Genomic DNA, 24,453 nt, shown 5'->3' with positions numbered 1-24,453 from the left:
CCAGCGCTTGGTGCCGTCGAGCACCCACGCGTCGCCGTCCCGCACCGCCTTGGTGCGCATGTTGGCCGCGTCACTGCCGGCATCCGACTCGGACAGGCAGTACGAGAACATCGCGCTGCCGTCGGCGACCGGCGGCAGGTAGCGCTGCTTCACCTCGTCGGACGCCGCCAGCAGGATCGGCATCGTGCCGAGCTTGTTGACCGCGGGGATGAGCGACGATGTCGCGCACGCGCGGGCGATCTCCTCGATCACCAGGCACGTCGCGAGCGCGTCAGCGCCGGTGCCGCCGTACGCCTCGGGGATGTGGGGCGCGTGGAAGTCGGACTGCACCAGGGCGTCGTAGACGTCCTGCGGGAACTCGGACCTCTCGTCGACCTCCGCGGCGCGTGGGGCGATCTTGTCGTCCGCGAGCTGGCGCAGCGCGGACCGGAGCATCACGTGCTCTTCGGACAACTGGTACAGATCGAATTCTGCGCTCACGGGGTACCCTTTCCACACGGTAAGTTACTCGATCGTAGGCAATGACGCCCTCGTGTGACACATGCCACGGGGACATCCGTACCCAGGCCGGTACGATGACCGCCCCTCATGGGAAGGACTGTCGGGGTGTCCATGCGACTGACAGTGCTCGGCTGCGGGTATCTGGGAACGACACACGCCGCCTGCATGGCGGAGCTCGGCTTCGAGGTGCTCGGCTTCGACATCGACGCGGAACGCATCGCACGACTGTCCGCCGGTCACCTGCCGTTCTACGAGGAGCGCCTGCCCGAGCTGCTCGCGAAGCACGTCGAGAGCGGACGGCTGCGTTTCACCACCTCGTACGAGGAGGTCGCAGAGTTCGGCGACGTCCACTTCCTCTGTCTCGGCACCCCGCAGCGTCCCGGCCGCTACGACGCCGACCTCAGCCAGGTGTGGTCCGCGGTGGCCGGCCTGGCTCCCCTGCTGCGCCGGTCGTGCGTGGTCGTCGGCAAGTCGACCGTCCCGGTCGGCACCGCGTCGCAGGTCGCCACGATGCTCGCGGACAACGCTCCCGCGGGCGCCGACATCGACCTGGTCTGGAACCCCGAGTTCCTGCGCGAGGGCTTCGCCGTCGAAGACACGCTGCACCCCGACCGCCTCATCGTCGGCATCGAGTCCGAGCGACCGGTCGGCGTCGTGCGCGAGGTCTACGCGAGCATGATCGCGTCGGGCACGCCGTTCCTCACCATGGACTTCCCGACCGCGGAGCTCGTCAAGGGCGCCGCGAACTCGTTCCTCGCGACGAAGATCTCGTTCATCAACGCGATGGCCGAGATCTGCGAGGCGTCCGGCGCCGACGTCACGATGCTGGCCGAGGCGCTCTCGCACGACGACAGGATCGGCAGAAAGTTCCTGCGATCCGGGCTCGGCTTCGGCGGCGGCTGCCTCCCCAAGGACATCCGCTCGTTCACGGCACGGGCCGAGGAGCTCGGCGTCGGCGAGTCGGTGGCGTTCCTCAAGGAGGTCGACGCCGTCAACCTGCGGCGCCGCACCCGTGCCGTCGACCTCACCCGTGAGCTGCTCGGCGGCGACGCCGACGGCCGGCACGTCGCCGTGCTCGGCGCGGCGTTCAAGCCCGACTCCGACGACGTCCGCGACTCCCCCGCACTCGACGTGGCCGCGAGCCTGTTCCGCGAGGGCGCCCAGGTCGTCGTGTACGACCCGGAGGCGATGAGCAACGCCAAGCGCCTCCACCCCGAGCTCGACTTCGCCGACACCCTCGGCGACGCCGTCACCGGTGCCGACGTCGTGCTCCTGCTCACCGAGTGGAGCGAGTTCCGGTCCATCGACCCGGCGGCGCTCGGTGCGCTCGTCCGCACCAGGCTCGTCCTCGACGGACGCAACGTGCTCGACCCCGCGGCATGGCGTTCGGCCGGCTGGGAGTACCGCGCACTCGGTCGTCCATGACGCCGCGGAGTCTGCCTAGGTGGCTGGTGTGACGACGACGAGCGACGACACCGACACCCTTATCCGCCAGCTGCTCACCGACACCCACACCTGGGCGGTCGTCGGGCTGTCCACGTCGCGCGAGCGTGCGGCGTACGGCGTCGCGGCGTTCCTGCAGAGCCACGGCAAGCGGATCGTGCCCGTGCATCCGCGCGCGGAGACCGTGCACGGCGAGCAGGGCTACCGGTCGCTGGCGGAGATCCCGTTCGACGTCGACGTGGTCGACGTCTTCGTCAACTCCGGGCAGGCCGGGGGGATCGCCGACCAGGCCGTGCATATCGGTGCCAGGGCGGTGTGGTTCCAGCTCGGCGTCGTCGACCACGACGCGTACCGCCGGGTGCGCGAGGCCGGCCTCGCCATGGTGATGGACCACTGCCCCGCGATCGAGTGGCCCCGCCTCGGCCCGTCCACCTGACCGTCCGTTGGCGCCGACGCACGCGTGAGGGCCACCCTCACCGTCCACCCCGACCCGTGAGGGGCACCCTCACCGTGCCAGGACACGGTGAGGGTGCCCCTCACCGCACGGTCAACGCGGCCACGTACTCGCCACCTTCACCCGTCGCCTCCGCCAGCTCCCGCAGTTCGTCGCGTTCGGCGGAGGTGACGGGTGCCTTGTGCTTGGCGAGCGCCGCGATCGTCTCGGTGACGAGCATGTCCCATTCGCCACCACCTTCGATCCTGCGAAGGACCGCCGCATGATCGTCGGGCAGACGTGGACCGAACCGGCTGGGCAGCTCTGCGGCACGGCTCATCAGCTCGTCGTCGTTCATGACTGCCTCCTCCTCGGTGGGTTGCGGACGACGCCGCGGCCCCCTTCGGTCGGCCACGAGGTCACGACCCGTCCGCTGGGCTCGATCACCACGTTGACCTCTACATCGTCTACATCGTCGCGCATACCGGACACCAGCCACGTCCCGTGCGCCTGGAAGAAGGGAACTCCGTCTTCACCTGCCGACCCGTGCCATACCGGTGCCCACCCTTGCGTTCGTTGTCCGGATCACCGGCAAGGACGTGTGCCCGCTGTTCGAGCGTGACGTCAATCGCCGCGATGCCAGGCGGCCGACTCGCGTGATCGCGAATGCCCGGCGCATCCCAGGCCGTCGGCCCGCGTGACGTGCTACTGCTCGCTGATTGAGTTGCTGGCGTTCCTGAGCCTCGCGGCAGTCAACCCCCACCCGCCCCCTTGGCTTGCTCGCACGCGCTGATGTAGTCGTCCAGCGCCGCATGGGCGTGTGCGAGATGTTCCCTGACCGTCGACAGTGCGCCGCTCGCGGCGTGACTGAGCACCTGTGCGCTGCCCTCGTTGCCGAGAGCGACGAACTGGTCGGCCACATCGATGGTGTCGGAGTCGAGCTCGGCCAACGTGCCCTCTGGCGTGTCCAGCGCGCTCTTCGCGGCACGTGCCTTCGTCTGCAGATCATCGAGCGCGGACATGGCGGCCCTCCGGGCTGTGATCATCCGAGGACGCATCGTGCCCGAACTCGGACCGGCCACGCAACGGGACGCACGGACAGGGGCGACGCCCACGCCTGTGGCCGCGAGGAGGTCCTAGCCCTCCTCGCGGGTGGCGCGGAGGCGGTCGCCTTTGGCCCTCGTCTGGGCCGCCAGGTCGGCCTGGAACGCCTGCATGCGGGCGCGGAGGTCGGCGTCGGACGCGGCCAGGATGCGGACGGCGAGCAGGCCGGCGTTGCGGGCGCCGCCGATCGAGACCGTGGCCACGGGGACGCCGGCCGGCATCTGCACGATCGACAGCAGGGAGTCCATGCCATCGAGGTGTGCCAGCGGGACGGGCACGCCGATCACCGGCAGCGGTGTGACCGAGGCGAGCATGCCGGGCAGGTGCGCGGCGCCGCCGGCGCCCGCGACGAGGACCTGGAGACCGCGGTCAGCGGCGGACGCCCCGTACGCGAGCATCTCGCGCGGCATCCGGTGCGCCGAGACGACGTCGACCTCGTACGGCACGTCGAACTCGTCGAGGGCGTCGGCCACCGCACTCATGACCGGCCAGTCGGAGTCGGAGCCCATCACGACGCCGACGACGGGCGCCAGGTCCGCCGGTGCGTTCACGCCTCACCTCGCAGGTAGTCGCAGGCGTCGCGCGCCCGCTCGCGGACGTCGCCGAGGTCGTCGCCGACGGCGGTGACGTGGCCGATCTTGCGGCCCGGCCTGATCTCCTTGCCGTACAGGTGCACCTTCACCGCCGGGTCCTTGGCCATCACGTGGACGTAGCGGTCGTACACGCGAGGGTCCGCGCCGCCGAGGAGGTTGGCCATCACGGTGACCGGGGCGATCGGCGCGGGCGAGCCGAGTGGCAGGTCGAGCACCGCACGCAGGTACTGCTCGAACTGCGAGGTGCGCGCGCCCTCGATCGTCCAGTGCCCCGAGTTGTGCGGGCGCATGGCGAGCTCGTTGACGACGACGCCGGTGCCGGTGTCGAACAGCTCGACCGCCAGGATGCCGACGACGCCCAGCTCGCCGACGATCCGGAGCGCGAGCTGCTGGGCCTCGGTCGCCCGCTCGTCGTCGAGGTCGGGCGCGGGCGCGAGCACCTCGACGCAGATGCCGTCGCGCTGCACGGTCTCGACGACGGGGTAGGCGGCCGCCTGGCCGTACGCCGACCGGGCGACCACCGCGGCCAGCTCGCGGCGGAACGCCACGTGTTCCTCGAGCAGGAGCGGCACCGGCGGCAGCACGTCGAGGTCGTCCGCGGCGCCGAGCACCCACACGCCTTTGCCGTCGTAGCCGCCGCTCACGGTCTTGGCGACCACCGGCCAGCCGTGCTGCTCGGCGAACGCGCGCACGTGCTTGGCGGTGTCGTCCGGCTCGGTCATCGCGAACGCGGGGCACGGGACGCCGAGCGGCGCGAGCCGTTGGCGCATCACCTGCTTGTCTTGGGCGTGCAGCAGCGCCGAGGCGCCGGGACGTACGACGTGACCCTCGGCCTCCAAAGCCCGCAGGTGGTCGCCGGGCACGTGCTCGTGGTCGAACGTGACGACGTCGCAGCCCGCCGCGAACGACCGCAGGTCGTCGAGCGAGGTGTGCTGCCCGATCGCGACGTCGCCGCAGACCAGGGCGGCACCGTCGGCGGGGTCGGCGGCCAGCACCCGGAATCCGACACCGAGCGGTATCGACGCGGCATGCGTCATGCGGGCGAGCTGCCCGGCGCCCACCATGCCGACCGTCGGGAACCCGGATGCGTTGCGCTGACTCACGCAGAGGAGCCTATCCGGCCGAGTCGTCAGTGGCAGGCGTCGCCATGGCAACGCCTGCCACTGACAACCCCGCCGGGCTGTCAGGTCCTACGCGGGCTGGGCCACCGGCTGCTGGCCCGTCACCTGGCGCATGAAGGTCGCGTCGTCGCGTACGGCCCAGTGCTCGACGCCGAGGCCGTCGGCGAACCTGACGAGGTGGACCTGCTGGTAGGCGAATCGCCTGCCGGTGGCGGGTATCCCCATGAACTCACCGGTGTGCTCGCCCGAGTGGGTGCAGTACATGACGACGGTGTCGCCGTCGGCCAGCACCTGGTGCATCTCCCAGCGCTGGTCCGAGAACGCGCCCGCCAGCACGTGCATGCCCGCCGCGAGCCCGGCGCGGCCCTGGGGCGCTCCGGGCGGCCCGTCGTGGTTGACGAAGTCCTCGGCGACGAGCTCGGGCAGGGCCGCCACGTCCTCGTTCGGGAAGACCTGCTCCAGCATGCGACGGGCCGTCGCCTTGATCTCTTCGTTCGACATCGGACTCTCCCTTGGTCGGTGCCGTCGCGCCGGGGCGAGTGCGGCGAGCAATTCATGCCAGTATCATTCTCGCCAATGAGCGAGAACGCCAGACCTCGACGCAGGTACGACGCCACGAAGCGGCGCGAGCACGCCGCACGCACGCGGGCGACGATCGTCACCGCGGCCGCACGACTGTTCGTGGAGCGTGGCTACGCGGGGACGACGATCCCGGCGATCGCCGCCGAGGCCGGCGTGGCGGTCGAGACGGTCTACCGGTCGGCGAGCGGGAAGGCTGGCCTGCTCGCGGCCGCCGTGCAGGCCGCGCTGGCCGGCGGCGTCGAGCGCGCGGAGGTACCGGTCGACGAGCGACCGGGGATCCGCCGGGTCATCGAGGAGACCGACCCCGTGCGGCAGCTGTGGCTCTACGCGGCGACGCAGCCCGGCGTCTGGGGGCGCGTCGGGCCGCTGCTGAGGGTGCTCGACGCCGCGGCCGGCAGCGACGAGTCGCTCGCCGAACTGCAGGCGAAGCACGCCGCGCAGCGGCTCCACGGCATGCGAAGGTTCGCGGGGCTGCTCGCCGAGCGCGGCGCGCTGCGTCCCGACGTGTCCGCCGACCGCGCGGCCGACATCCTGTGGACGGTCTGCGCGCAGGCCAGCTACGACAGCCTGGTCACCGACCGGGGCTGGGCGCCGGAGGAGTACCGCGACTGGATCGCGGAGGTCCTTGCGGCGGCCCTGCTGCCGTAGGGTTGGTCAGGCGAGGCCGAGGTCGCGGGCGATGAGCATGCGCTGGACCTCGCTCGTGCCCTCGCCGATCTCCAGGATCTTCGAGTCGCGCCACATCCGGGCGACGGGGAACTCGTTCATGAAGCCATAGCCGCCGTGCACCTGGGTCGCCTCGCGCGCGTTGGTCACCGCGATCTCCGAGGAGTACAGCTTGGCGATCGCCGCCTCCCGCTTGAACGGCTCGCCGCGCAGCATCAGCTCGGCCGCCCGGTAGTACGCGAGCCGCGACGTGTGCGCCCGCATCTCCATGTCCGCGATCTTGAACTGGACCGCCTGGTACGAGCCGATCGGCGCGCCGAACGCCTCGCGCTCCTTCGCGTACTTCACCGACTCGTCGACACAGCCCTGGGCCAGGCCGGTGCCGAGCGCGGCGAGCGCGATGCGTCCCTCGTCGAGGATGCGGAGGAACTGCGCGTAGCCGCGGCCGCGTTCGCCGAGCAGGTTGGCGGCCGGCACGCGGCAGCCGTCGAACGAGAGCTCCCGGGTGTCGGACGCGTTCCAGCCGACCTTCGAGTAGCGCTGCCCGACCGTGAACCCGGGCGTGCCCGACGGGACGATGATCGACGAGATCTCCTTGCGCCCGCCGTCCTGTGTCCCCGTCACCGCGGTCACCGTCACCAGGCCGGTGATGTCGGTGCCCGCGTTGGTGATGAACGCCTTGCTCCCGTCGATGACCCACTCGTCGCCGTCGAGCTTCGCGGTGGTCCTGGTCGCCCCGGCGTCGGAGCCGCCGCCGGGCTCGGTGAGGCCGAACGCGCCGAGCATCTCCCCGCGGCACAGGCGCGGCAGCCACTCCGTGCGCTGCTCCTCCGTGCCGAACCGGTAGATGGGCATCGCGCCGAGCGAGACACCCGCCTCCACCGTGATCGCGACCGACGAGTCGACGCGGGCCAGCTCCTCGAGCACCAGACACAGCGCGAAGTAGTCGCCGCCCATGCCGCCGTACTCCTCGGGGAACGGCAGTCCGAACACGCCCATGCCGGCGAGCTGGCGCACGATGTCGTACGGGAACTCGTCCCGCTCGTAGAACTCGCCGATCCTGGGCGCCACCACATCGCGGGCGAACTCCGCCACGGTCGAGCGCAGCGCCTCGAGCTCCGAGTCGAGTCGATAGTCGAGCACGGGCCAAACGCTACACGGCCCCGCGGCGCGGTGACGCCAATCCGCCCGGCTAGCCTGGCCGCGTGACGAGCACCGCCGACGGGGAGTCGGAGCGCACCGAGAAGCCCGGCCTCCTCCGCGCGATCTACCGCCGCTTCCGTAGCCTGCTGCACGAGGTCGCCAAGTTCGGCATGGTCGGCGCCGTCGCCTGGGTCGTCGACACCGTGATGTTCAACATCTTCTACGGCGCCGGCACCCTGACGGCCAAGGTCATCGCCACGGCGATCGCCACCACGGTGTCGTTCGGCGGCAACAGGTTCTGGACGTTCCGGCACCGAAAGAGCAGCGGACTGGCCAGGGAGTACTTCCTCTTCTTCGTGTTCAACGCCGTGGGCCTGCTCATCCAGGTGCTCGTCCTCGGCTTCAGCAACTACTGGCTCGGCGACTTCTGGCCCGAGATCTTCCGCACCCGCCTCGCCGACAACATCGCCGGCAACATCGTCGGAGTCGGCATCGCCACGCTCTTCCGCTTCTGGGCGTACCGCCGGTGGGTCTTCCTCCCGCCCGACGCACCCCCGGTCGACCCGCACAGCGGCCTCCCGATCAGACCGGACGCGTCGAAGGTGTCGTCGGAGGTCCACGACCTGGACCGGGACTAGGGAGTCGCACGTCACATTCGATTGCTGTCACATCGTGCCGGGCTGGTCTGTCTGAGGGGTGTCACCACCGACACGGCAAGGAGAGCACCATGGACGCTCGCTTGAACCTCTTCGGCAACCCGGTCGCAGCCAAGACCCTGAAGCACATCACCTCGGCAAGCAAGGTGCTCGCGGACTCGACGCTGCCGGCCGCGACGCAGGAACTGGTGAGGCTCCGTGCCAGCCAGATCAACGGCTGCGGCTTCTGCACCGACATGCACACCAAGGACGCCGCGCACGCCGGCGAGACATCGTTGCGCCTCAACCTCGTCGCGGCCTGGCGGGAGGCCACGGTCTTTACCGAGGCCGAGCGCGCCGCCCTGGAGCTGGCGGAGCAGGGCACCCGCATCGCCGACGCGGCCGGTGGAGTCACGGACGACGCCTGGGAGAACGCCGCCAAGCACTATGACGAGGACCAGCTCGCCGCCCTGGTGTTGGGCATCGCCCTCATCAACGCCTTCAACCGCGCGAACGTCATCGTCCAGCAGCCCGCCGGCGACTACCAGCCCGGCCAATTCGGATGACGAGGCGCGAGAAATCGTAGTTGCACCCGTCAGAGGCTTCCACCGAGACCTCATGTCTCGCTGCACAATCCATCGCCCCGCTCCTCCGACGTGAGGCGGCCCGGCCGTGCGTCATGCCGAGTAATGACTCCGTCCGCCTCCTCGTGCGGGGAAGGCGGGCGGAGTCGTTCGGTGCGGAGTGCCTCTGCTGCGGGCAGCGCTCGGGCTCAGCTGATCTTGCGACGGTAGATGGCGATCGAGAAGGCGTAGGCGATGACGAGGATGCCGACGAGCCAGGCGAGGGCGATCCAGATGTCGCTGCCGACGGGTTCCTGGGCGAACAGGGCTCGGATGGTGTTCACGATGGAGGTTACGGGCTGGTTCTCGGCGAACCATGCGACCGGGCCGGGCATCGAGTCGGTGGGCACGAACGCCGAGCTGATGAACGGCAGGAAGATCAGCGGGTAGCTGAACGCGCTTGCACCGTCGACGGTCTTCGCGGAGAGCCCGGCGATCACGGCGATCCAGGTCAGGGCGAGGGTGAACAGGATCAGGATGCCGGCGACCGCGAGCCAGGCGGCCGCGGAGGCTCCGGTGCGGAAGCCCATGATGAGGGCGACGCCGGTGACGATCGCGACCGAGATCAGGTTCGCGGCCAGGGAGGTGAGCACGTGCGCCCAGAGCACGCTCGATCTCGCGATCGGCATGGACTGGAAGCGTTCGAAGATGCCGCCCTGCATGTCGAGGAACAGCCGGTACGCGGTGTACGCGATGCCGGACGCGATCGTGATGAGCAGGATGCCGGGGAGCATGTAGTTGACGTACGACTCGTCGGATCCGGTGTTGATCGCGCCGCCGAGCACATACACGAACAGCAGCATCAGCGCGATCGGGGTGACCGCGGTCGTGATGATCGTGTCGGGGCTGCGGAGGATGTGGCGCAGCGAACGGCCGGTGAGGGTGCCGGTGTCGCCGAGGACGTGAGTGGTCATCGGGGTTCCTTTCCTTCCGGGACCGTACGGTTGGCCGCAGCGGTGTCAGTGGTGCCGGTGTCGCCGACGAGGGCGAGGAAGACGTCCTCGAGGGAGGGCTGCTTCTCGACGTACTCGACCTTGGCGGGCGGGAGGAGTTGCTTGAGTTCGGTGAGGGTGCCGTTCTGGATGATCGTGCCCTCGTGCAGGATCGCGATCCGGTCGGCGAGCTGCTCAGCCTCGTCGAGGTACTGCGTCGTGAGCAGCACCGTCGTGCCCTGACCGGCGAGTTGCTTGACGGTCTGCCACACCTCGATGCGGGCCTGGGGGTCGAGCCCGGCCGTCGGTTCGTCGAGGAAGATGATCGGCGGGTTCCCGATCAGGCTCATCGCGATGTCGAGTCGGCGGCGCATGCCGCCCGAGTACGTCGACGCCTTACGCTTGCCTGCGTCGGTGAGCGAGAAGCGGGCGAGCAGGTCGTCCGCGATCGCACCCGGGTTCTTCAGGTGACGCAACCTGGCGACCAGCACCAGGTTCTCCCGCCCGCTGAGGATCTCATCGACCGCGGCGAACTGGCCGGTCAGGCTGATCGACTCGCGCACGTTGCCGGGCTTCGCGGCGACGTCGAAACCGTGCACCGTGGCGGTGCCTGCGTCGGCCTTCAGCAGCGTCGACAGGATCCGCACCAGCGTGGTCTTGCCTGCACCGTTCGAGCCGAGCAGCGCGAAGATGCTCCCCGCCGCTACGTCGAAGTCGACGCCGCGAAGCACGTGAATGTCCTTGAAGGACTTCTCGATGCCCTGCACGCGGATGGCTGGTTCCGTGGTCACGTCTGTTCCTCTCGCACGGCGTCCTCGATCGCCTTGGTCAGGCGGGCGCGCTCCTTGTCGATCCACTGGTTGCCGGCGTACGCCCGCGCGAAGGTCTCGGCGAACTCGACCGGGTCGTCGCTGACGATCTCGCGCACGGGCGTCCCGTCGACGGCAGCGCGCTCCCAGAGGTCGGCGAAGTCGCCGAACATTGTGAGGAGGGTGTCGCCGTCGGTGATGCCTCCGTAGTACATGAAGTACCGGTGCATTGCCTTCGCTGCGGATCCATACGGCTCGGGGAGGGCATCGATGCGGGCCTTGTCCTGCTTGTACTGCTTCTTCTGCTCGAGCGACCCCGTGAGGGTCTCGATCCACTTTGCGGCCATGACTACTTCTCTCCTTCGTCCTGCGCGTGTTCGATGGGGTGGTGGAGCTGTTCGATCCGTTCTGCGAGGAAGCTCCACGTTCCCCAGAACTCTTCGAGGTACTCGCCGCCCAGCGCGTTCAGCGAGTAGACCTTGCGCGGCGGCCCCTTCTCGGACGGGACCTTCTCCACGTCTACGAGGCCGCGCTGCTCGACCCTGACCAGCAGCGCATAGACGGTGCCCTCGACGATGTCGGAGAAGCCCTGCTCACGCAGCCGCGCCGTGATCTCGTAGCCGTATGCCGGCTGCACGGCCAGGATCGCGAGGACGATGCCCTCGAGCGTGCCCTTGAGCATCTCGGTCATCTGCTTGCCCACGGCAACCCCTCCCTTCAACTACTCAGTGATGCTGACTACCACTAGATAGTAACACTGAATAGCGACCGCGCAAGGGGAGGACAAGGCAAATTGGGGGTACGGCCGGTGCGGCACAGAGGACTTCGGCAATGCTTCGTAACTTGCGAGCCTCATCCGCTCGTGCTCGCCCTGCCAGGTGCCGGACACGATGCGTTCGCGATCTGTCTGGCCTGTGTCGCTGAGGTCGATCTCGGGCGGGAACGCGCCGGAGATCGCGATACCCGTAATGAGCGTTGGGATGACGACGGCGGGCGATCGGCTCAGGCGGGGCCGCCCACCACGCGGTGTGGGGGCGCCTCGTCCCTCACCGGGCGGAGGAAGACCGCGAACCTGGCCGGGCGCTCTCGGGCCAGGGTGAGGCGGCCACCGTCGGCCTCGGCGAGGGAGCGGGCGAGGGCCAGGCCGAGGCCGGTGCCGTCGCCGCCGGAGACGTGGCGGTCGAAGATGCGTTGCACCAGCTCTGCGGGGACACCGGCGCCCTCGTCGGCGACCTCCACCACGATGGACTGGCCCGTCGCGGACATGCGTACGGTCGTGACGCCGTCGCCGTGGACCAGGGCGTTGTCGAGGAGGGTGGCGACGACCTGGGAGAGGTTCGCCTTCGACGCCCGCGCCCGGAGCCCGCTGTCGCCCTCGCGCACGAGGGTGCGGCTCGCGCGGCGGAAGGCAGTGTCCCACTCGGCGAGCTGCTGGTCGACGACCTCGTCGACGTCGGTCGGTCCCAGCTCCGCGTCGCGGCCGGAGCGGGCGGCGGCGAGGAGCTGCTCGACGACCTCGGCGAGGCGCTGGACCTGGGCGAGCGCGGCCTGCACCTCCTCCTCGACGACCTCGGGCGAGCGGGCGGAGGAGGCGATCTCCTCCAGGCGCATCGAGAGGGCGGTGAGTGGGGTACGGAGCTGGTGGGAGGCGTCGGTGGCGAACGCGCGCTCGGCGTCGAGGAAGGTACGGACGCGCGTGGCGCTGTTGTCGAGCACCTCCGCGACGCGATCGAGCTCGGCGATGCCGTAGCGGCGGCGCGCGGGCAGGGAGTCGCCCGAGCCGAGGCGGTCGGCGCGGTCGGCGAGGTCGCGCAGGGGCAGGCTGAGGCGGCGCGCCTCGAGGAAGGCGAGGCCCACGGTCACCGCGACGGCGAGGACGCCGATCACCACGACGAGCAGCACGACGCTCACCTGCTGGCGGTCGACCTCGGACCGTGGCGTGGAGACGATGACCAGGGCGCCATCTGACGTGCGCGCCTGGGCACGTACCTGCGCGCCATCCGCGCCGCCGCCGGCGCGGACGACCTCGCCCGAGGGATAGCGCACAGTGACGTGCTGGTTCTCGTACACGCGGGTGAGGTCGGCCTCGTCGATCCTCTCGCCCTGATCGTTGCGGATCTGCACGGCGGCGGCGACGGCGTCGGCGTCGCGCTGCACGCGACGGTGGGTCTCGTCGAGGACCAGCCACGACGCGACGATCGCCAGCGGGACGCCGAGCAGTGTGACGGCGATGATCGACAGCACCAGCGTCGAGACGATCAACCGGCGGCGCATGGGTGGACGAGCGTCCTAGTCGCGCTCGAACCGGAAGCCGACGCCGCGGACGGTGGCGATGAACTGCGGGTCGGCGGCCTCGTCACCGAGCTTCCGGCGCAGCCACGAGATGTGCATGTCGAGGGTCTTGGTCGAGCCCCACCACTTGGCGTCCCACACCTCGTGCATGAGCTGCTCCCGCGACACCACCTTGCCGGCCTCGCGGACGAGCACGCGGAGCAGGTCGAACTCCTTGGTGGTGAGCGACAGCTCCTCCTCGCCCAGCCAGGCGCGCCTGCTGTCGACGTCGATGCGGACGCCGTGGACCGCCGAGGTCTCCGGCACTCCGCGGCGGAGCAGGGCGCGGGCCCTGGCGAGCAGCTCGGCCAGCCGGAACGGCTTGGTCACGTAGTCGTCGGCGCCGGCGTCGAGGCCCACGACGGTGTCGACCTCGTCGGCACGCGCGGTGAGCACGAGGATCGGGACGGCGTGACCGTCGGCACGGAGCCTGCGGCACACGTCGAGCCCGTCCATCTCGGGGAGGCCGAGGTCGAGGACGAGGAGGTCGAGGGTCGAGTCGCTCGCCTGCGCGAGCGTGTCGGTGCCGGTCTCCGTCACGTCGACGTCGTAGCCCTCACGCCGGAACGCGCGGGTCAGCGGCTGCGAGATCGAGGCGTCGTCCTCGGCCAGAAGCACACGGGTCATGACGTGATCGTACGACTGTGCAGGCCCGGCACGCGGCCCGACGCTGTCAGACCGGTGTCACGCCGTGCCGGCGGCGGGAGAACGACCGGTCCTTGGAGGCGCTCGCGGCGTACCGGCGGACGAGCTCGCCACGCAGCGCGGACGCCTGCACGATCTCGTCGACGACCAGCTCGCCGGCCAGCCGGAGGATGTCGATGTCCTCCTCGTACTCGCGCCGAAGCTTCTCGACGAACTCGTCGCGCTCCTGCTCGTCGTCGATGGCCTGGATGCGGTTGAAGTAGACGGCGTTGACGGCGGCCTCGGCGCCCATGACGGCGATCTTCGCCGTGGGCAGCGCGATCGTCGCGTCCGGGTCGAAGCCCGGGCCGCACATCGCGTAGAGGCCGGCGCCGTACGCCTTGCGGACGACCACGCACATCTTCGGCACGGTGGCCTCGCTGATCGCGGTGATCATCTTGGCGCCGTGCCTGATGATGCCCTGCCGCTCGACGGCCGTGCCGACCATGAAGCCGGGGACGTCGGACAGGAAGAGCAGCGGCACGTTGAACGCGTCGCAGAGCTGGACGAACCGCGCGGCCTTGTCGGCGGAGTCGACGAACAGCACGCCGCCCTTGAACATCGGGTTGTTCGCGACGATGCCGACCGGCCGGCCATCGAGGCGTGCGAAGCCGACGAGCAGCTCCTTCGCCCACAGGGCGTGGATCTCGAAGAACGACCCCTCGTCGACGACGCCGGCGACGAACCGGCGCATGTCGTACGCCTGCCGGTCGCTGGCGGGCACGAGCGCGTCGAGGTCGACCTGCTTCGGCGGCCTCGCCTCGGCTGCCGGCGGCTGCCCCGTCCAGTCCGACGGCAGGTACGACAGGTAGCCGCGGACGAAGTCGATCGCGGCGGGTTCGTCCTTGGCGAGGTAGTGGCCGCAGCCGGAGATCGAGCAGTGCACCTTGGCGCCGCCCATCTCCTCCAGCGTGGTCTTCTCCCCCACGACCATCTCGACCATCCGGTCGCTGCCGAGGTACATCGACGCGTTGCCCTCGACCATGGCCACGGCGTCGCAGAAGGCCGGGATGTACGCCCCACCGGCGGCGGACGGCCCGAACAGCGCGCACACCTGCGGGATCGAGCCGCTCGCCTTGACCTGGGTGTGGAAGATGCGGCCCGCGCCACGGCGGCCGGGGAACATCTCGACCTGGTCGGTGATCCGCGCGCCCGCCGAGTCGACGAGGTAGACCATCGGCACGCCGGTGCGGTACGCGGTCTCGATGACGCGGACGATCTTCTCGACCGTGCGCGCGCCCCACGACCCCGCCTTGACGGTTGAGTCGTTGGCCATCAGGCAGATCGGACGCCCGTCGACCGTCGCCGTGCCGGTGACCACGGCGTCGGCGGGCAGGTCGCCGGCGAGGACGTTCGCGTACACGCCGTCCTCGGTGAACGAGCCGTCGTCGACGAGCCGTGCGATGCGCTCGCGGGCGAACAGCTTGCCCTTGGCGGCGTTGGCCGCGTGGTACTTGGGCGCTCCGCCGGACACGACGCGCTCGCGGAGCTCGTCGAGGTGGGGATGTCCGGGGTCGTCGGAGGCAGGGGTGGTGCCGTCGTCGAGCGTCATGTGGGCGACATTACCTGTGGGTAGGAGGCTCAGCCCACCCGCTCGTCGACGAAGCACCACCGCCAGTGCTCGCCGCGCTCGGCGGAGCCGACCACGGGGTGGCCCTCCTCGCGGAAATGCGCGTCGGAGTGGCGTGCGGGTGACGAGTCGCAGCAGCCGACCCGCTCGCAGGTCAGGCAGATCCGCAGGTGCACCCAGTCGTCACGCCCCTCCTCGACGCAGGACTGGCAGACCCGCGGGTCGGCATCGGGGATCTCGACGGGCGCCTCCTTGAGGTGCTCGCAGCCGCGTCCCGGCCTGCTCGGGAGCACGGCCTGATGGCCCTCGTCCTGGCCTCGTTCGACGGGTGCCGGCAACAGGGACTCCTCGAGGTCGAGTCGGTACTGCAGCTCACGGAGGAGGTCGTCCTCGAGCTCCCCGGAGTCGCGCAGCTCGATGAAGACCTTACGCTCCGCGGCGACGATCTCGCGCCGCAACCGCTGGTACGTCCGCGTCGGGGTCTCGCCGTCCTGGTCGCCGAGCTGCTCCCACGCGGTGTACGCACGGACGTCGAGCTGCTTGGTGAGCCAGCCGGAGAGGCGGTCCGACAGGCCCTCCTCGTGCTGGATCTCGCGGATCCGCTCCTTGGCGGCGTCGGTCGCCTTCTGCTGGGCCCTGGCGACCTCGAGGGCGTCGAGCTTCGGATCGGGCGGCGACACCCCGACCCGGCGGATCAGCGCGGGCAGGGTCATGCCCTGCAGGCCGAGCGTGCCGAGGATGACGACCATGGTGACGAGCAGGAACACGTCACGGTGCGGCAGGTCGAGGGGCAGCGTCTGCGCGGCGGCGAGCGACACCACCCCGCGCATGCCCGCCCAGGAGATCACGGCGAGCCCACCTGCCGACGGCTTGCCGCGTGACGACCACGGCACGACCTGGGCGACGTAGCGCAGGCCGAACACCCAGAGCGGGCGTACGAGCAGCACCGTCAGGAGCACCAGGGCGGACAGCAGCACGACGTCGAGCGCGGACTCCGACACCCCGGCGATGATGTCGGTGAGCTGCAGCCCGATGAGGACGAAGACACCGCCCTCGAGCAGCAGCTGGACGGTGTCCCAGAGGTTCTTCTCGGTGAGCCGACCGGCGGGCGTCTGCTCGGCCGGTGAGCGGTGCGACAGGATCAGCCCGGTCGTCACGACGGCGATCACGCCCGAGGTGTGCAGCTCCTCGCCGAGCAGGTAGACGGCGAACGGCGTCACGAGCGAGAGCGCCGTGGTGAGCAGGGCGGACGTGAGGCGCCGCCTGATCCTGGCGAGCACCTGGCCGACGACGACGCCGACGAGCAGCCCGCCGAGTGCCGCGACGAGGAACTGCAGGGCGGTGTCCGCCGGAGAGAACGTGCCCTCGACGGCGACCGCGACCGCGACGCGGACGGTCACCAGCGCCGTCGCGTCGTTGAACAGGCTCTCGCCCTCGAGGATCGTGACGAGTCGGCGCGGCATGCCGGCGCGCTTGGCCACGGCGGTGGCCGCGACCGCGTCGGGCGGCGCGACGACGGCGCCGAGCGCGATCGCCGCCGCCCACGAGACGCCGGGCAGCACCAGCTTGGTCACAGCCGCCACGGTGAGTGCGGTGACGATGACCAGCCCCACGGCGAGCAGGCCGATCGGTCGCCGGCTCCGCCTGATGCCGATGAGCGAGCTGTTCATCGAGGCGGCGTAGAGCAGGGGCGGGAGCAGGACGAACAGCACGACGTCGGGGTTCACCTGGAACGCGGGCACCCACGGGAGGAGCGAGACGCCGAGCGCCACCGCGATGAGGAGGAGCGGGGCGGACACTCCGATGCGCTGGGCAATCGCCGTCACGGCGATCACGCCGACGCCGATCAGCAGCACGGCCAGCATCGCGGTGAGCAGGACCTCGTGGCCCTCCTGCGCCGCCGACTGGACCAGGCTCATGTGCCCGGCCAGTCGGGCTTCCGCTTCTCGTTGAACGCGCGGACGCCCTCCGCGCGGTCACCGGAGAAGGCGGTCTCACGCCACGCGGCGTCCTCGGCCTCGAGGCCGGCGTCGAGCGAGGAGTCGTGGCCGAGGCGCATGGCGCGCTTCGCCGCGCGCAGGCCGACCGGCGAGTTCGCCGCGATGCCCTCGGCAAGCGCGAGCGCCGCCGTACGGTCCTCCCCGGCGGGAACCCGCCGGTCGACGAGCCCGAGCCGCTCGGCCTCGTCGGCCGCGATGCGGCGCGCGGTGAAGATCAGGTCCGCGGCGCGCGACCAGCCGACGCGCCTCGTCAGCAGCTGCGTGCCACCGCCCCCGGGAATCACGCCGACGGAGACCTCGGGCATGCCGACCACCGCGGTCTCGTCGGCGACGATCAGGTCGCAGGAGAGCGCGAACTCGTAGCCGCCGCCGAGCGCGTACCCGTGGACGGCCGCGACCGTCGGCACCGGCAGGCCGAGCACGGCGCCGAACGCGGCACGGAACACCGGGCGCTGCCGCCGCAGCTCGTCGTCGGTGAACGAGTTGCGCTCCTTCAGGTCGGCCCCGACGCAGAACGCCTTCTCACTCGCCGAGCTGACCACCACCGCGCGCACACCGGGGTCGGCGGCGAGCTCGCGGCAGACCGCGGCGAGCTCCCCGGCCATCGCCGTGGACAGCGCGTTGTGGGCCTCGGGCCGGTCGAGGACGAGCTCGGCGACGTACGGACCGGCGACAGCGCGCCGAACGGTGAGGTCGGACATACGCCCGAGGCTATCCGGCGCGCTAGTGTCCTGCGCCAGGCGTTGTGTGCCGCTGCCGGCGTCCAGGTGGGTGCATCGCAAGGCGGAGGTAGGCCTTCGTACTGGGTGTACTTGGGCTCTGCCGACAACGCAGCGAGGTGCCCGCCTGGGCGTCGGCAGGGGCGCACGTACTCCTGGCGCAGGACACTAGGGTGGACCGCTGCCAGCGGCGTCCTGGTCGATCAGCGCGTAGATGTCACGGTGCACGGTCTCGATCGAGGGCACGTTGGTGAGCAGGGCCTGCCCCTGCTCACCGGCCGACTCGAGGATCAGCGTGCCGCAGCCCATCATCCGCTGCCAGAGCGTGTGCTTGAACGCGACGTCGGTGATCCGAGCCAGCGGGATGTCACGTCCCGACCGCGTGACGATGCCGTGCCTGATGAGCACCCGGCGGTCGGTCAGCGTGAACGTCGTCGTGTACCAGCGCAGGAACGGCCGCAGCACCCACAGCACGAGGACGACCAGGCACAGCACGGCGATCGCGATCCGCATCCACGCCTCGGACACGGTGGCGGCGAGGAACCCGGCGACCCCCACGCTCACCACGAGCAGCGCGACCGGGAGCACCAGCGCCTGCCAGTGCGGGTGCAGCTCGTGGTAGACCCGCTCCCCCGGCGCCAACCGCTTGTCGACCTTCGCCATCGCCGCATCGTCCCACGACGTCGTCACTCGGCGGGGCGCACGTGCACGACGTCGCCGGCGGCGAGCTCCCGCACCGTGCCGTCGAGCGTACGGACGACGAGCGCACCGGTGGCCCCGACGTCCGTCGCGACGCCGTCGAGGACACGGTCGCCAGGCAGCAACACGCGTACGGAGCGGCCGATGGTCGCGCACAGCTCGCGGTACGCGTACAGCGTCGCCACCTCGCCGCCCGGCCGGCGCCACGACGCGTACCGGTGCTCCAGGGCGTCGAGGACGGCGTCGAGCAGGCGTTCCCTGTCGGCCGACGTCGCACCCTCGACCAGCAGGGACGTCGCCGCCGGCGTCGGCAGCTCCTCGGCGGTGGTCGTCACGTTGAGGCCGACCCCGAGAACCGCGGCGTCGCCGACCCGCTCGGTGAGCAGGCCGGCGAGCTTGCGCTCGCCGACGAGCACGTCGTTGGGCCACTTCAGCGTGGCGTCGACTCCGCACGTCTCGCGCGTCGCGGTCGCGACCGCGACGCCGGCGAGCAGCGGCAGGCACGACCACCGCGCGAGCGGGACCTCGGCCGGCCGCAGCAGCGCGCTGAACATCAGCGCGGTGCCCGGCGGAGCGACCCAGCTGCGGTCGAGGCGTCCCCTGCCCGCGCTCTGGTGGTCGGCGACGACCACGAGACCCTCCGGCTCCCCCTGCCGCGCCGCCGCCGCGACGTCGGCGTTGGTGGAGGCGGTCTCGGCGACGACTCGCACCTCACGCCACAGCGGGGACGACCGCATCAGCCGGTGTTCTGCAGACCGGCCGCGACGCCGTTGACGGTGAGCTGGAGCAGCCGCTCGTACGCCTCGGCCTCCACCTCCGAGGCCTCGCCGGAGCGCAGCGCACCGAGGGCACGCAGCTGCAGGTGCGAGAGCGCGTCGACGTACGGGTTGCGCAGCTCGACCGCCCGCGACAGCACGCGGTTGGCCTCGAGCAGCCGCCCGTTGCCGGTGACGGCGAGCACCCGCTCGACCGTCGTCTCGTACTCGCCGAGCACGCGGTCGGCGAGGTCAGGACGGTCGCCGAGCGCGAGGTACCGCCCGGCGATGCGCCGGTCGGTCTTGGCGAGGCTCATCTGCGCGTTGTCGATCAGCGAGCGGAACAGCGGCCAGCGCGTGTACGCCTCGCGCAGCCGGTCGAGGTCGGTCGCGGCGGCCAGGCCGCTGCCGAGGCCGTACCAGCCGGGCAGGTTGAGCCTGGTCTGCGACCAGGCGAACACCCAGGGGATCGCCCGGAGGCCGGACAGGTCCTCGGCGACGCCCCCGCGCCGCGCGGGCCGCGACCCGATCCGCAACGAGCCGATCTCCGGCAGCGGGCTCACCTGCGCGAACCACGCGGCGAAGCCGTCGGTGCCGACGAGGTCGGCGTACGTACGCCCGGCCGCCGCGCCGATGACCTCCGCCAGGTCGCGGAACCGTTCGGCGGCCTCGGCGGCGCGGCGCTCGACGTGCTCGGTCGACGCGAGAAGCACAGCGGACGTGACCTGCTCGATGTGCCTGCGGGCGATCGCGGCGTTGCCGTAGCGCGCGAAGACGACCTCGCCCTGCTCGGTGACCTTGAACGTGCCCGCGACGGAACCCGGCGCCTGGGCGAGCACGGCGCGGTTGGCCGGCCCGCCGCCGCGGCCGAGTGCGCCGCCGCGGCCGTGGAACAGCACGAGCCGCACGCCCTTGCCCCGCGCCCACTCGGCGAGCGCGGCCTGCACGTCGTAGAGCAGCATCGTGGCCGACACCGGGCCGATGTCCTTCGCCGAGTCGGAGTACCCGAGCATCACCTCGAGCCGCCCACCGGTCGCGTCGAGCCGGCGCTTGACCGCGGGCAGCCCGACCACGCCGTCGAGCACGGTGGTCGCACCCCGCAGGTCGGCGCCGGTCTCGAAGAGCGGCACCACGTCGAGCACCGGTGGCCGGCCGTTGGTGGCGTGCTCGGCGAGCTCGTACACGGCCGCGACGTCGTCGGCCGACCTGGTGAAGCTCACGACGTAGCGCCGGCAGGCGCGCACGCCGAACCGCTCCTGCGCCCACGCGATCACGCGCAGGGTCTGCAGCACCTCGTCGGTCTCGGCGCTGCACGCGCCGCCGGCACGGACCTCGGCGAGCGCCCGCTCGTGGGCCTCGCTGTGCTGCCTGATCTCCAGCTCGGCCAGGTGGAACCCGAAGGTGCGCACCTGCCAGATCAGGTGCTGCAGCTCGCCGTACGCCAGCCGCGGGGCGCCGGCCGCCGCCAGGGACCGCTGCACCAGGTCGAGGTCGCCGAGGAGCTCGTCCGCGTCGCGGTAGGCGAGGTCGATGTCGCGTTCGCGGGTCGCCCGCAGCCGCTGCGCGGCGAGCAGCAGGGCCTGCCGGTGCGACTCGTTCGGCGACCGCTTCGCGAGGTCGGCCATCCGTTCCGGGTACGCGGCGCCGCAGCGGTCGAGCAGCCGGCGCAGGTCGTCCGACGGCGGTGTCGTGGTGTCGCCCGCGGTGAGGGTGCGCCCGATGCGGGTCGCCGCGTTCTCCAGCGCACGCAGGACGTGGTCGGCCTGGACGAGCAGTGCCTCGCGGGTCACCTGCGCGGTCACGTGCGGGTTGCCGTCGCGGTCGCCGCCGACCCAGCTCCCGAGCCGCACGAACGCCGGCGCGACGGGCGGGCGCCGGCCGGCGTCGTCCGGGGACACCGCCGCGTCGAGCTCGCGGTAGAGCCCTGGGACGGCGCGGAACAGCGTCTCGTCGAAGACGGCCATGGCGGTACGGACCTCGTCGAGCGGGTCGGGCCGGCTCTGCCGCAGCAGGGCGGTGCGCCACAGCCCGTCGACCTCCTCGTGCAGCCGTCGGCTGGCCTCGCGCTCCTCGCCGGGGGTGAGCAGCGGGTCGTCGAGCGTGCCGAGCTGCTCGTCCACGCGGCGGATCGCGGTGACGACGGCACGCCTGCGTGCCTCCGTGGGGTGGGCGGTGAGCACCGGGTGGAACCGCAGCCCGCCGAGCAGCTCCGCGAGCCGTTCCTCGCCGCACTCGTCCCGGACGGCGGCAACGGTGCCGGCGAGCGACTCGGCCACGGTCGCGCCCGACCGGTCGCGCTCCCTGATCGTCCGCGCCCGCTGGTGCTCCTCGGCCAGGTTGGCCAGGTGGAAGTAGCAGGTGAACGCCCGCGCGACCTCCTCGGCCCGCTCGATCGGCCACGACTCCACGAGCCGGCGCGCCTCGGTGTCCGCGGCGGGGTCGGTGCGGGCCGCGATCACCGCGTGCCGGAGCCGTTCGACGTCGTCGAGCAGGTCGGCGCCACCCTGCTCGCTGACCACCCGGCCGAGCGTGTCGCCGAGCAGCCGGACGTCGCGTCGCATGGCCTCGGGCATCTCCAGCCGGGCGACGTCACGCACGGCAGGAAGACTACTCGGGCACCTGGTGTCCTGCGTCAGTGCTGCGGGTGCACCTCTGGGTACCGCGGGGACTCGCCGTCGAGCAGCGACCCGTCGCGTCCGCGCAGGTACCGGTCGAGGAACGCGCCGACGTACGCCCGGGTGATCTCCGTGGCGCGCACGCCCGCCATCGGAGCGGTCGGGTCCTCGACCCCGATCTGGTTCGCGAGCACGGCGGTGTCGGTGAACGACAGGTGTCCTGTGTCGTCGACGGTGAGCCAGTGCCGGGGTCCGTGCAGCTTCGCCCACGTGGCGTCCCAGGTCTCGTCCTCGCCGCCCGGGTGGTGCAACTGCTGCGTGCCGACCAGCAGGAACGGCCGGTCGAGACCGTCCTCGGGCAGCGGCGTGAAGACGGTGCCGTCGAGGTTGACACCGGCGTCGATGCGCCGGTCCCACGCCATGGCGGCGCTGGGCGGACGCGCCGCCGATGGAGTGCCCCACCATCGCGATGTGCCGCTCGTCGATGATCCGCGCCCACCGCCAGGCCGGGTGCCTCCCGGTCAGCCGGTCGAGGACGAACGACGCGTCGGCGCGGCGGACCGGCGGCACGTCCTTCGCCTCGGCGACCTCGCACGCGACGCACGTCCGCAGGCCGCCCGGGAACGACGTGCCCGAGGACTCGTACGCGTGGTCGATCGCGGCGACGACGTACCCGCGGCTCGCGAGGTCCTCTGCCAGGCCGGTGAGCGTGGCGCGGGGCAGCGTGAAGCCGGGTGACAGGACGACGAGCGGCCGGCCGCCGACCTTCGGCAGCGGCGGTGCGCCGGCGCGGGAGTGCGTCCGCGTCGTCGACATGATGTCGTCCGGCAGGTCGTCGGGGATCGGGACGCCCTGGCCACGCTGGAACGCGAAGAACGCCTCGGCCTCCGCCTTCGTGACGTACGGCGCGCGGCGCCCCAGGTCGAGGGCCGTCGGGTACCACATCGTGACCATGAGCTCGCGCGAGCCCGAGGACGGCACCCAGGGATCGGTGCGGTCGGAGTCGACGAGGTGCAGGGTGTCGCTGCCGACGGCCAGCCGCCCCGTGGGTGGCGGCACCGAAAGCTTCGGCGGCGCAGCGTTCTCGGCGGTGGCGGCCGCCGACGCGGTCCCGGTCAGCACGGTGAGTCCGGCCAGCAGGCCGGCGAGAGCGATTCGCGAGCCGGACCGGCCGCGACACCTGTCCATGGGCGCGAGCTCACCCTGACGATCGTCAGGTCGTGCCTCGGGCCTGTGGACGACCACCATGTCTCACCGGTGATACACTGCCACCATGGGTGACGTGACCATCAGGGATCTGCGCAACCGTGGCGGCGACATCGTCGACCGGGCAGCCCGCGGCGAGCACCTCACCATCACCCGCGACGGCACACCGGTGGCCGAGCTCCGCCCGCTGCCCCGGCCTCCGCTCGACGCGGCCGCGGTTCTCGCCGGCGCACGCCGCCTGCCGCCCATCGACCCCGATGCACTCCGCGCCGACATCGACGACGTCCTCGACCCGATGCTGTGACACACGAGCTCGGAGTCCTCGACACGAGCACGGTGATCATGCTCTCGCGCCTCACCGACGCGGATGTTCTGCCGCGCCGACCGCTCATCACGACCGTGACCATCGCCGAGCTGTCCGTCGGACCGCTCGTCGCGGCCACCGCGAAGGAACGCGCCGCGCGGCAGCTCCACCTGCAGTATGCGGAGGCCACCTTCGTACCCCTGCCGTTCGACGTCGATGCCGCCCGCGCGTTCGGGCAGGTGGCCGCGTCACATCACCGTGCCGGGCGCAAGACCACCGCACGCACCTACGACGCGATGATCGCGGCGATCGCGATGGCGCACAGTCTCCCGGTGTTCACGTGCAACCCCGACGACTTCGCCGCGATCGACGACCTCGAGGTCGTTGCGGTCCCGCTCCCGACTTGAGGGCCTACGGCTGTGGGACGCTGCCTCACCCCTCTTTTGAGTGTTGGGTCGGGTGGTGGGTGTCAAGAATCCGCGTCTCGTTCTTGGGTGGGTGCGGTGGTCTGGCGGAGTCTTGACACCCACCGCCCGACCCGAAAGCGCGCGTCTACGGGGTGAGGCAGCTCTGTGGCTGCCTCACTTCCCGGTCTGTCTTGCGGTGACCGTTGATTCACGGAAACCGTTGTTGCGTAAGGGAATCCGGCCTATCGGATGCCCTCCGGTTGTGGTAGAGTCGAACACATGTTCGACGACGTTGTGGAGCTGGACCGGATCGAGGCACTCCCCGCCTCCGGCACCACCCACGCCACCCTCGACACCGTCGACCTCGCTACCGCGCCGGCGGAGATCGCTCTTGCGGTGCTCGCCGGGTACGAGAAGTGCATCGCCGCCGCGCAGGCCCGCCAGTTCGCCGCACTCGCGCGCCTCGACCAGCTTCGCGACGTGACCAAGGACGACTTCACCCGAGAAGAGGTCGCGGCGGTGCTGCGGATCGCGACCGGCACCGCCGCGGACCGGCTTACGGTCTCCCGGATCACCTG

The 24,453-nt window shown here is 71.2% G+C and carries 27 protein-coding genes and 1 pseudogene; 8 read left to right on the top strand and 20 right to left on the bottom strand.

Translation table 11 applies throughout. From position 1 onward, the window contains the following. Positions 1 to 435: acyl-CoA dehydrogenase (locus GEV10_23970; GenBank protein ID MQA81501.1), on the bottom strand; the 435-nt coding region annotated here is incomplete at its 3' end. Between the two features lie 171 nt (positions 436 to 606). Here GEV10_23970 and GEV10_23965 point away from each other — a divergent pair. Both GEV10_23965 and GEV10_23960 read left to right on the top strand, forming a co-directional pair. Further along, positions 607 to 1,926, top strand: coding sequence for a nucleotide sugar dehydrogenase (locus GEV10_23965; GenBank protein MQA81500.1), 1,320 nt, complete (start codon positions 607 to 609; stop codon positions 1,924 to 1,926). 28 nt (positions 1,927 to 1,954) lie between these two features. Continuing rightward, positions 1,955 to 2,380 (top strand): CoA-binding protein, encoded by a 426-nt coding sequence (locus GEV10_23960; GenBank protein ID MQA81499.1) that lies wholly within the window; start codon positions 1,955 to 1,957, stop codon positions 2,378 to 2,380. 100 nt (positions 2,381 to 2,480) lie between these two features. Here GEV10_23960 and GEV10_23955 read toward each other — a convergent pair whose 3' ends face one another. The 5 genes from GEV10_23955 to GEV10_23935 all read right to left on the bottom strand — a co-directional run bounded on the left by GEV10_23955 (position 2,481) and on the right by GEV10_23935 (position 5,696). Then, positions 2,481 to 2,735, bottom strand: coding sequence for a hypothetical protein (locus GEV10_23955; protein ID MQA81498.1), 255 nt, complete (start codon positions 2,733 to 2,735; stop codon positions 2,481 to 2,483). Positions 2,736 to 3,129: 394 nt separating this feature from the next. Continuing rightward, positions 3,130 to 3,399, bottom strand: a complete 270-nt coding sequence (locus GEV10_23950; protein MQA81497.1) for a hypothetical protein — start codon at positions 3,397 to 3,399, stop codon at positions 3,130 to 3,132. A gap of 114 nt (positions 3,400 to 3,513) precedes the next feature. Beyond that, a complete protein-coding gene (purE, locus tag GEV10_23945; GenBank protein ID MQA81496.1) occupies positions 3,514 to 3,990 on the bottom strand; it encodes a 5-(carboxyamino)imidazole ribonucleotide mutase in 477 nt (158 codons plus the stop codon). A 38-nt stretch (positions 3,991 to 4,028) separates the two neighbouring features. Continuing rightward, the gene (locus tag GEV10_23940) at positions 4,029 to 5,177 is read right to left on the bottom strand and encodes a 5-(carboxyamino)imidazole ribonucleotide synthase (GenBank protein MQA81495.1); all 1,149 of its coding nucleotides are present in this window, start codon (positions 5,175 to 5,177) and stop codon (positions 4,029 to 4,031) included. 87 nt (positions 5,178 to 5,264) lie between these two features. Further along, positions 5,265 to 5,696 (bottom strand): ester cyclase, encoded by a 432-nt coding sequence (locus tag GEV10_23935; protein MQA81494.1) that lies wholly within the window; start codon positions 5,694 to 5,696, stop codon positions 5,265 to 5,267. Between the two features lie 54 nt (positions 5,697 to 5,750). Between GEV10_23935 and GEV10_23930 the strand changes: the two genes are divergently transcribed. Continuing rightward, positions 5,751 to 6,425 carry a TetR family transcriptional regulator gene (locus GEV10_23930; GenBank protein ID MQA81493.1) on the top strand — a complete coding sequence of 225 codons (675 nt, stop codon included), beginning with the start codon at positions 5,751 to 5,753 and terminating at the stop codon, positions 6,423 to 6,425. 6 nt (positions 6,426 to 6,431) lie between these two features. Here GEV10_23930 and GEV10_23925 read toward each other — a convergent pair whose 3' ends face one another. Continuing rightward, positions 6,432 to 7,586 (bottom strand): acyl-CoA dehydrogenase, encoded by a 1,155-nt coding sequence (locus GEV10_23925; protein MQA81492.1) that lies wholly within the window; start codon positions 7,584 to 7,586, stop codon positions 6,432 to 6,434. Positions 7,587 to 7,756: 170 nt separating this feature from the next. Between GEV10_23925 and GEV10_23920 the strand changes: the two genes are divergently transcribed. Together GEV10_23920 and GEV10_23915 are read left to right on the top strand one after the other, a co-directional pair. Further along, positions 7,757 to 8,224 (top strand): GtrA family protein, encoded by a 468-nt coding sequence (locus tag GEV10_23920; GenBank protein ID MQA81491.1) that lies wholly within the window; start codon positions 7,757 to 7,759, stop codon positions 8,222 to 8,224. Between the two features lie 89 nt (positions 8,225 to 8,313). Further along, a complete protein-coding gene (locus GEV10_23915; GenBank protein MQA81490.1) occupies positions 8,314 to 8,787 on the top strand; it encodes a carboxymuconolactone decarboxylase family protein in 474 nt (157 codons plus the stop codon). A 206-nt stretch (positions 8,788 to 8,993) separates the two neighbouring features. On the opposite strand, the gene GEV10_23910 is transcribed toward GEV10_23915, so the two are convergent. The 13 genes and pseudogenes from GEV10_23910 to GEV10_23850 form a co-directional block, all read right to left on the bottom strand. Then, entirely contained in the window at positions 8,994 to 9,758 is a 765-nt protein-coding gene (locus GEV10_23910) for an ABC transporter permease (GenBank protein ID MQA81489.1), read from the bottom strand. Continuing rightward, positions 9,755 to 10,567: an ATP-binding cassette domain-containing protein gene (locus tag GEV10_23905; GenBank protein ID MQA81488.1), complete on the bottom strand. Its 813-nt coding sequence runs from the start codon at positions 10,565 to 10,567 to the stop codon at positions 9,755 to 9,757. Before GEV10_23905 ends, GEV10_23910 begins: the two co-directional genes overlap by 4 nt. Next, the gene (locus GEV10_23900; protein MQA81487.1) at positions 10,564 to 10,932 is read right to left on the bottom strand and encodes a DUF1048 domain-containing protein; all 369 of its coding nucleotides are present in this window, start codon (positions 10,930 to 10,932) and stop codon (positions 10,564 to 10,566) included. The genes GEV10_23905 and GEV10_23900 overlap by 4 nt, the downstream gene beginning before the upstream one ends. Before the next feature lie 2 nt (positions 10,933 to 10,934). Continuing rightward, the gene (locus GEV10_23895; GenBank protein MQA81486.1) at positions 10,935 to 11,288 is read right to left on the bottom strand and encodes a PadR family transcriptional regulator; all 354 of its coding nucleotides are present in this window, start codon (positions 11,286 to 11,288) and stop codon (positions 10,935 to 10,937) included. Positions 11,289 to 11,587: 299 nt separating this feature from the next. Beyond that, a complete protein-coding gene (locus tag GEV10_23890; GenBank protein MQA81485.1) occupies positions 11,588 to 12,859 on the bottom strand; it encodes a HAMP domain-containing protein in 1,272 nt (423 codons plus the stop codon). 15 nt (positions 12,860 to 12,874) lie between these two features. Beyond that, on the bottom strand, positions 12,875 to 13,543 hold the full coding sequence (locus tag GEV10_23885) for a response regulator (GenBank protein ID MQA81484.1): 669 nt from the start codon (positions 13,541 to 13,543) through the stop codon (positions 12,875 to 12,877). A 46-nt stretch (positions 13,544 to 13,589) separates the two neighbouring features. Next, the gene (locus tag GEV10_23880) at positions 13,590 to 15,152 is read right to left on the bottom strand and encodes an acyl-CoA carboxylase subunit beta (GenBank protein MQA81483.1); all 1,563 of its coding nucleotides are present in this window, start codon (positions 15,150 to 15,152) and stop codon (positions 13,590 to 13,592) included. A gap of 29 nt (positions 15,153 to 15,181) precedes the next feature. After that, positions 15,182 to 17,089 carry a Na+/H+ antiporter gene (locus GEV10_23875; GenBank protein MQA81482.1) on the bottom strand — a complete coding sequence of 636 codons (1,908 nt, stop codon included), beginning with the start codon at positions 17,087 to 17,089 and terminating at the stop codon, positions 15,182 to 15,184. Beyond that, entirely contained in the window at positions 17,086 to 17,871 is a 786-nt protein-coding gene (locus tag GEV10_23870; protein MQA81481.1) for an enoyl-CoA hydratase, read from the bottom strand. The genes GEV10_23875 and GEV10_23870 overlap by 4 nt, the downstream gene beginning before the upstream one ends. Positions 17,872 to 18,057: 186 nt before the next feature. Continuing rightward, the gene (locus tag GEV10_23865) at positions 18,058 to 18,552 is read right to left on the bottom strand and encodes a PH domain-containing protein (protein MQA81480.1); all 495 of its coding nucleotides are present in this window, start codon (positions 18,550 to 18,552) and stop codon (positions 18,058 to 18,060) included. 23 nt (positions 18,553 to 18,575) lie between these two features. Next, positions 18,576 to 19,325: a biotin--[acetyl-CoA-carboxylase] ligase gene (locus GEV10_23860; protein ID MQA81479.1), complete on the bottom strand. Its 750-nt coding sequence runs from the start codon at positions 19,323 to 19,325 to the stop codon at positions 18,576 to 18,578. After that, complete coding sequence (locus tag GEV10_23855; protein ID MQA81478.1) at positions 19,325 to 21,916, bottom strand: phosphoenolpyruvate carboxylase; 2,592 nt, start codon at positions 21,914 to 21,916, stop codon at positions 19,325 to 19,327. The genes GEV10_23860 and GEV10_23855 overlap by 1 nt, the downstream gene beginning before the upstream one ends. A gap of 59 nt (positions 21,917 to 21,975) precedes the next feature. After that, positions 21,976 to 23,146, bottom strand: a pseudogene (locus tag GEV10_23850) (alpha/beta hydrolase). Positions 23,147 to 23,246: 100 nt separating this feature from the next. Here GEV10_23850 and GEV10_23845 point away from each other — a divergent pair. The 3 genes from GEV10_23845 to GEV10_23835 all read left to right on the top strand — a co-directional run. Continuing rightward, positions 23,247 to 23,468, top strand: coding sequence for a type II toxin-antitoxin system prevent-host-death family antitoxin (locus GEV10_23845; protein ID MQA81477.1), 222 nt, complete (start codon positions 23,247 to 23,249; stop codon positions 23,466 to 23,468). A 38-nt stretch (positions 23,469 to 23,506) separates the two neighbouring features. Further along, positions 23,507 to 23,875, top strand: a complete 369-nt coding sequence (locus GEV10_23840; protein MQA81476.1) for a PIN domain-containing protein — start codon at positions 23,507 to 23,509, stop codon at positions 23,873 to 23,875. Positions 23,876 to 24,154: 279 nt separating this feature from the next. Continuing rightward, on the top strand, positions 24,155 to 24,453 hold a 299-nt coding region (locus tag GEV10_23835), incomplete at its 3' end, for a hypothetical protein (protein MQA81475.1).

Source organism: Streptosporangiales bacterium, assembly GCA_009379955.1.
GTDB lineage: Bacteria > Actinomycetota > Actinomycetes > Streptosporangiales > WHST01 > WHST01.
This window is presented reverse-complemented; position numbering and strand designations above follow the sequence as displayed.

Excerpts from the sequence above, each read along its gene's own strand:
- GEV10_23915 (MQA81490.1), top strand. The coding sequence starts at position 8,314 with ATGGACGCTCGCTTGAACCTCTTCGGCAACCCGGTCGCAGCCAAGACC.
- GEV10_23950 (MQA81497.1), bottom strand. The coding sequence starts at position 3,399 with ATGTCCGCGCTCGATGATCTGCAGACGAAGGCACGTGCCGCGAAGAGC.
- GEV10_23865 (MQA81480.1), bottom strand. The coding sequence starts at position 18,552 with ATGGCGAAGGTCGACAAGCGGTTGGCGCCGGGGGAGCGGGTCTACCAC.
- GEV10_23870 (MQA81481.1), bottom strand. The coding sequence starts at position 17,871 with ATGTCCGACCTCACCGTTCGGCGCGCTGTCGCCGGTCCGTACGTCGCC.
- GEV10_23890 (MQA81485.1), bottom strand. The coding sequence starts at position 12,859 with ATGCGCCGCCGGTTGATCGTCTCGACGCTGGTGCTGTCGATCATCGCC.
- GEV10_23885 (MQA81484.1), bottom strand. The coding sequence starts at position 13,543 with ATGACCCGTGTGCTTCTGGCCGAGGACGACGCCTCGATCTCGCAGCCG.
- GEV10_23900 (MQA81487.1), bottom strand. The coding sequence starts at position 10,932 with ATGGCCGCAAAGTGGATCGAGACCCTCACGGGGTCGCTCGAGCAGAAG.
- GEV10_23855 (MQA81478.1), bottom strand. The coding sequence starts at position 21,916 with ATGCCCGAGGCCATGCGACGCGACGTCCGGCTGCTCGGCGACACGCTC.
- GEV10_23860 (MQA81479.1), bottom strand. The coding sequence starts at position 19,325 with ATGCGGTCGTCCCCGCTGTGGCGTGAGGTGCGAGTCGTCGCCGAGACC.
- GEV10_23880 (MQA81483.1), bottom strand. The coding sequence starts at position 15,152 with ATGACGCTCGACGACGGCACCACCCCTGCCTCCGACGACCCCGGACAT.
- GEV10_23920 (MQA81491.1), top strand. The coding sequence starts at position 7,757 with ATGGTCGGCGCCGTCGCCTGGGTCGTCGACACCGTGATGTTCAACATC.
- purE (MQA81496.1), bottom strand. The coding sequence starts at position 3,990 with ATGGGCTCCGACTCCGACTGGCCGGTCATGAGTGCGGTGGCCGACGCC.
- GEV10_23875 (MQA81482.1), bottom strand. The coding sequence starts at position 17,089 with ATGAGCCTGGTCCAGTCGGCGGCGCAGGAGGGCCACGAGGTCCTGCTC.
- GEV10_23910 (MQA81489.1), bottom strand. The coding sequence starts at position 9,758 with ATGACCACTCACGTCCTCGGCGACACCGGCACCCTCACCGGCCGTTCG.
- GEV10_23935 (MQA81494.1), bottom strand. The coding sequence starts at position 5,696 with ATGTCGAACGAAGAGATCAAGGCGACGGCCCGTCGCATGCTGGAGCAG.
- GEV10_23840 (MQA81476.1), top strand. The coding sequence starts at position 23,507 with ATGCTCTCGCGCCTCACCGACGCGGATGTTCTGCCGCGCCGACCGCTC.
- GEV10_23930 (MQA81493.1), top strand. The coding sequence starts at position 5,751 with ATGCCAGTATCATTCTCGCCAATGAGCGAGAACGCCAGACCTCGACGC.
- GEV10_23955 (MQA81498.1), bottom strand. The coding sequence starts at position 2,735 with ATGAACGACGACGAGCTGATGAGCCGTGCCGCAGAGCTGCCCAGCCGG.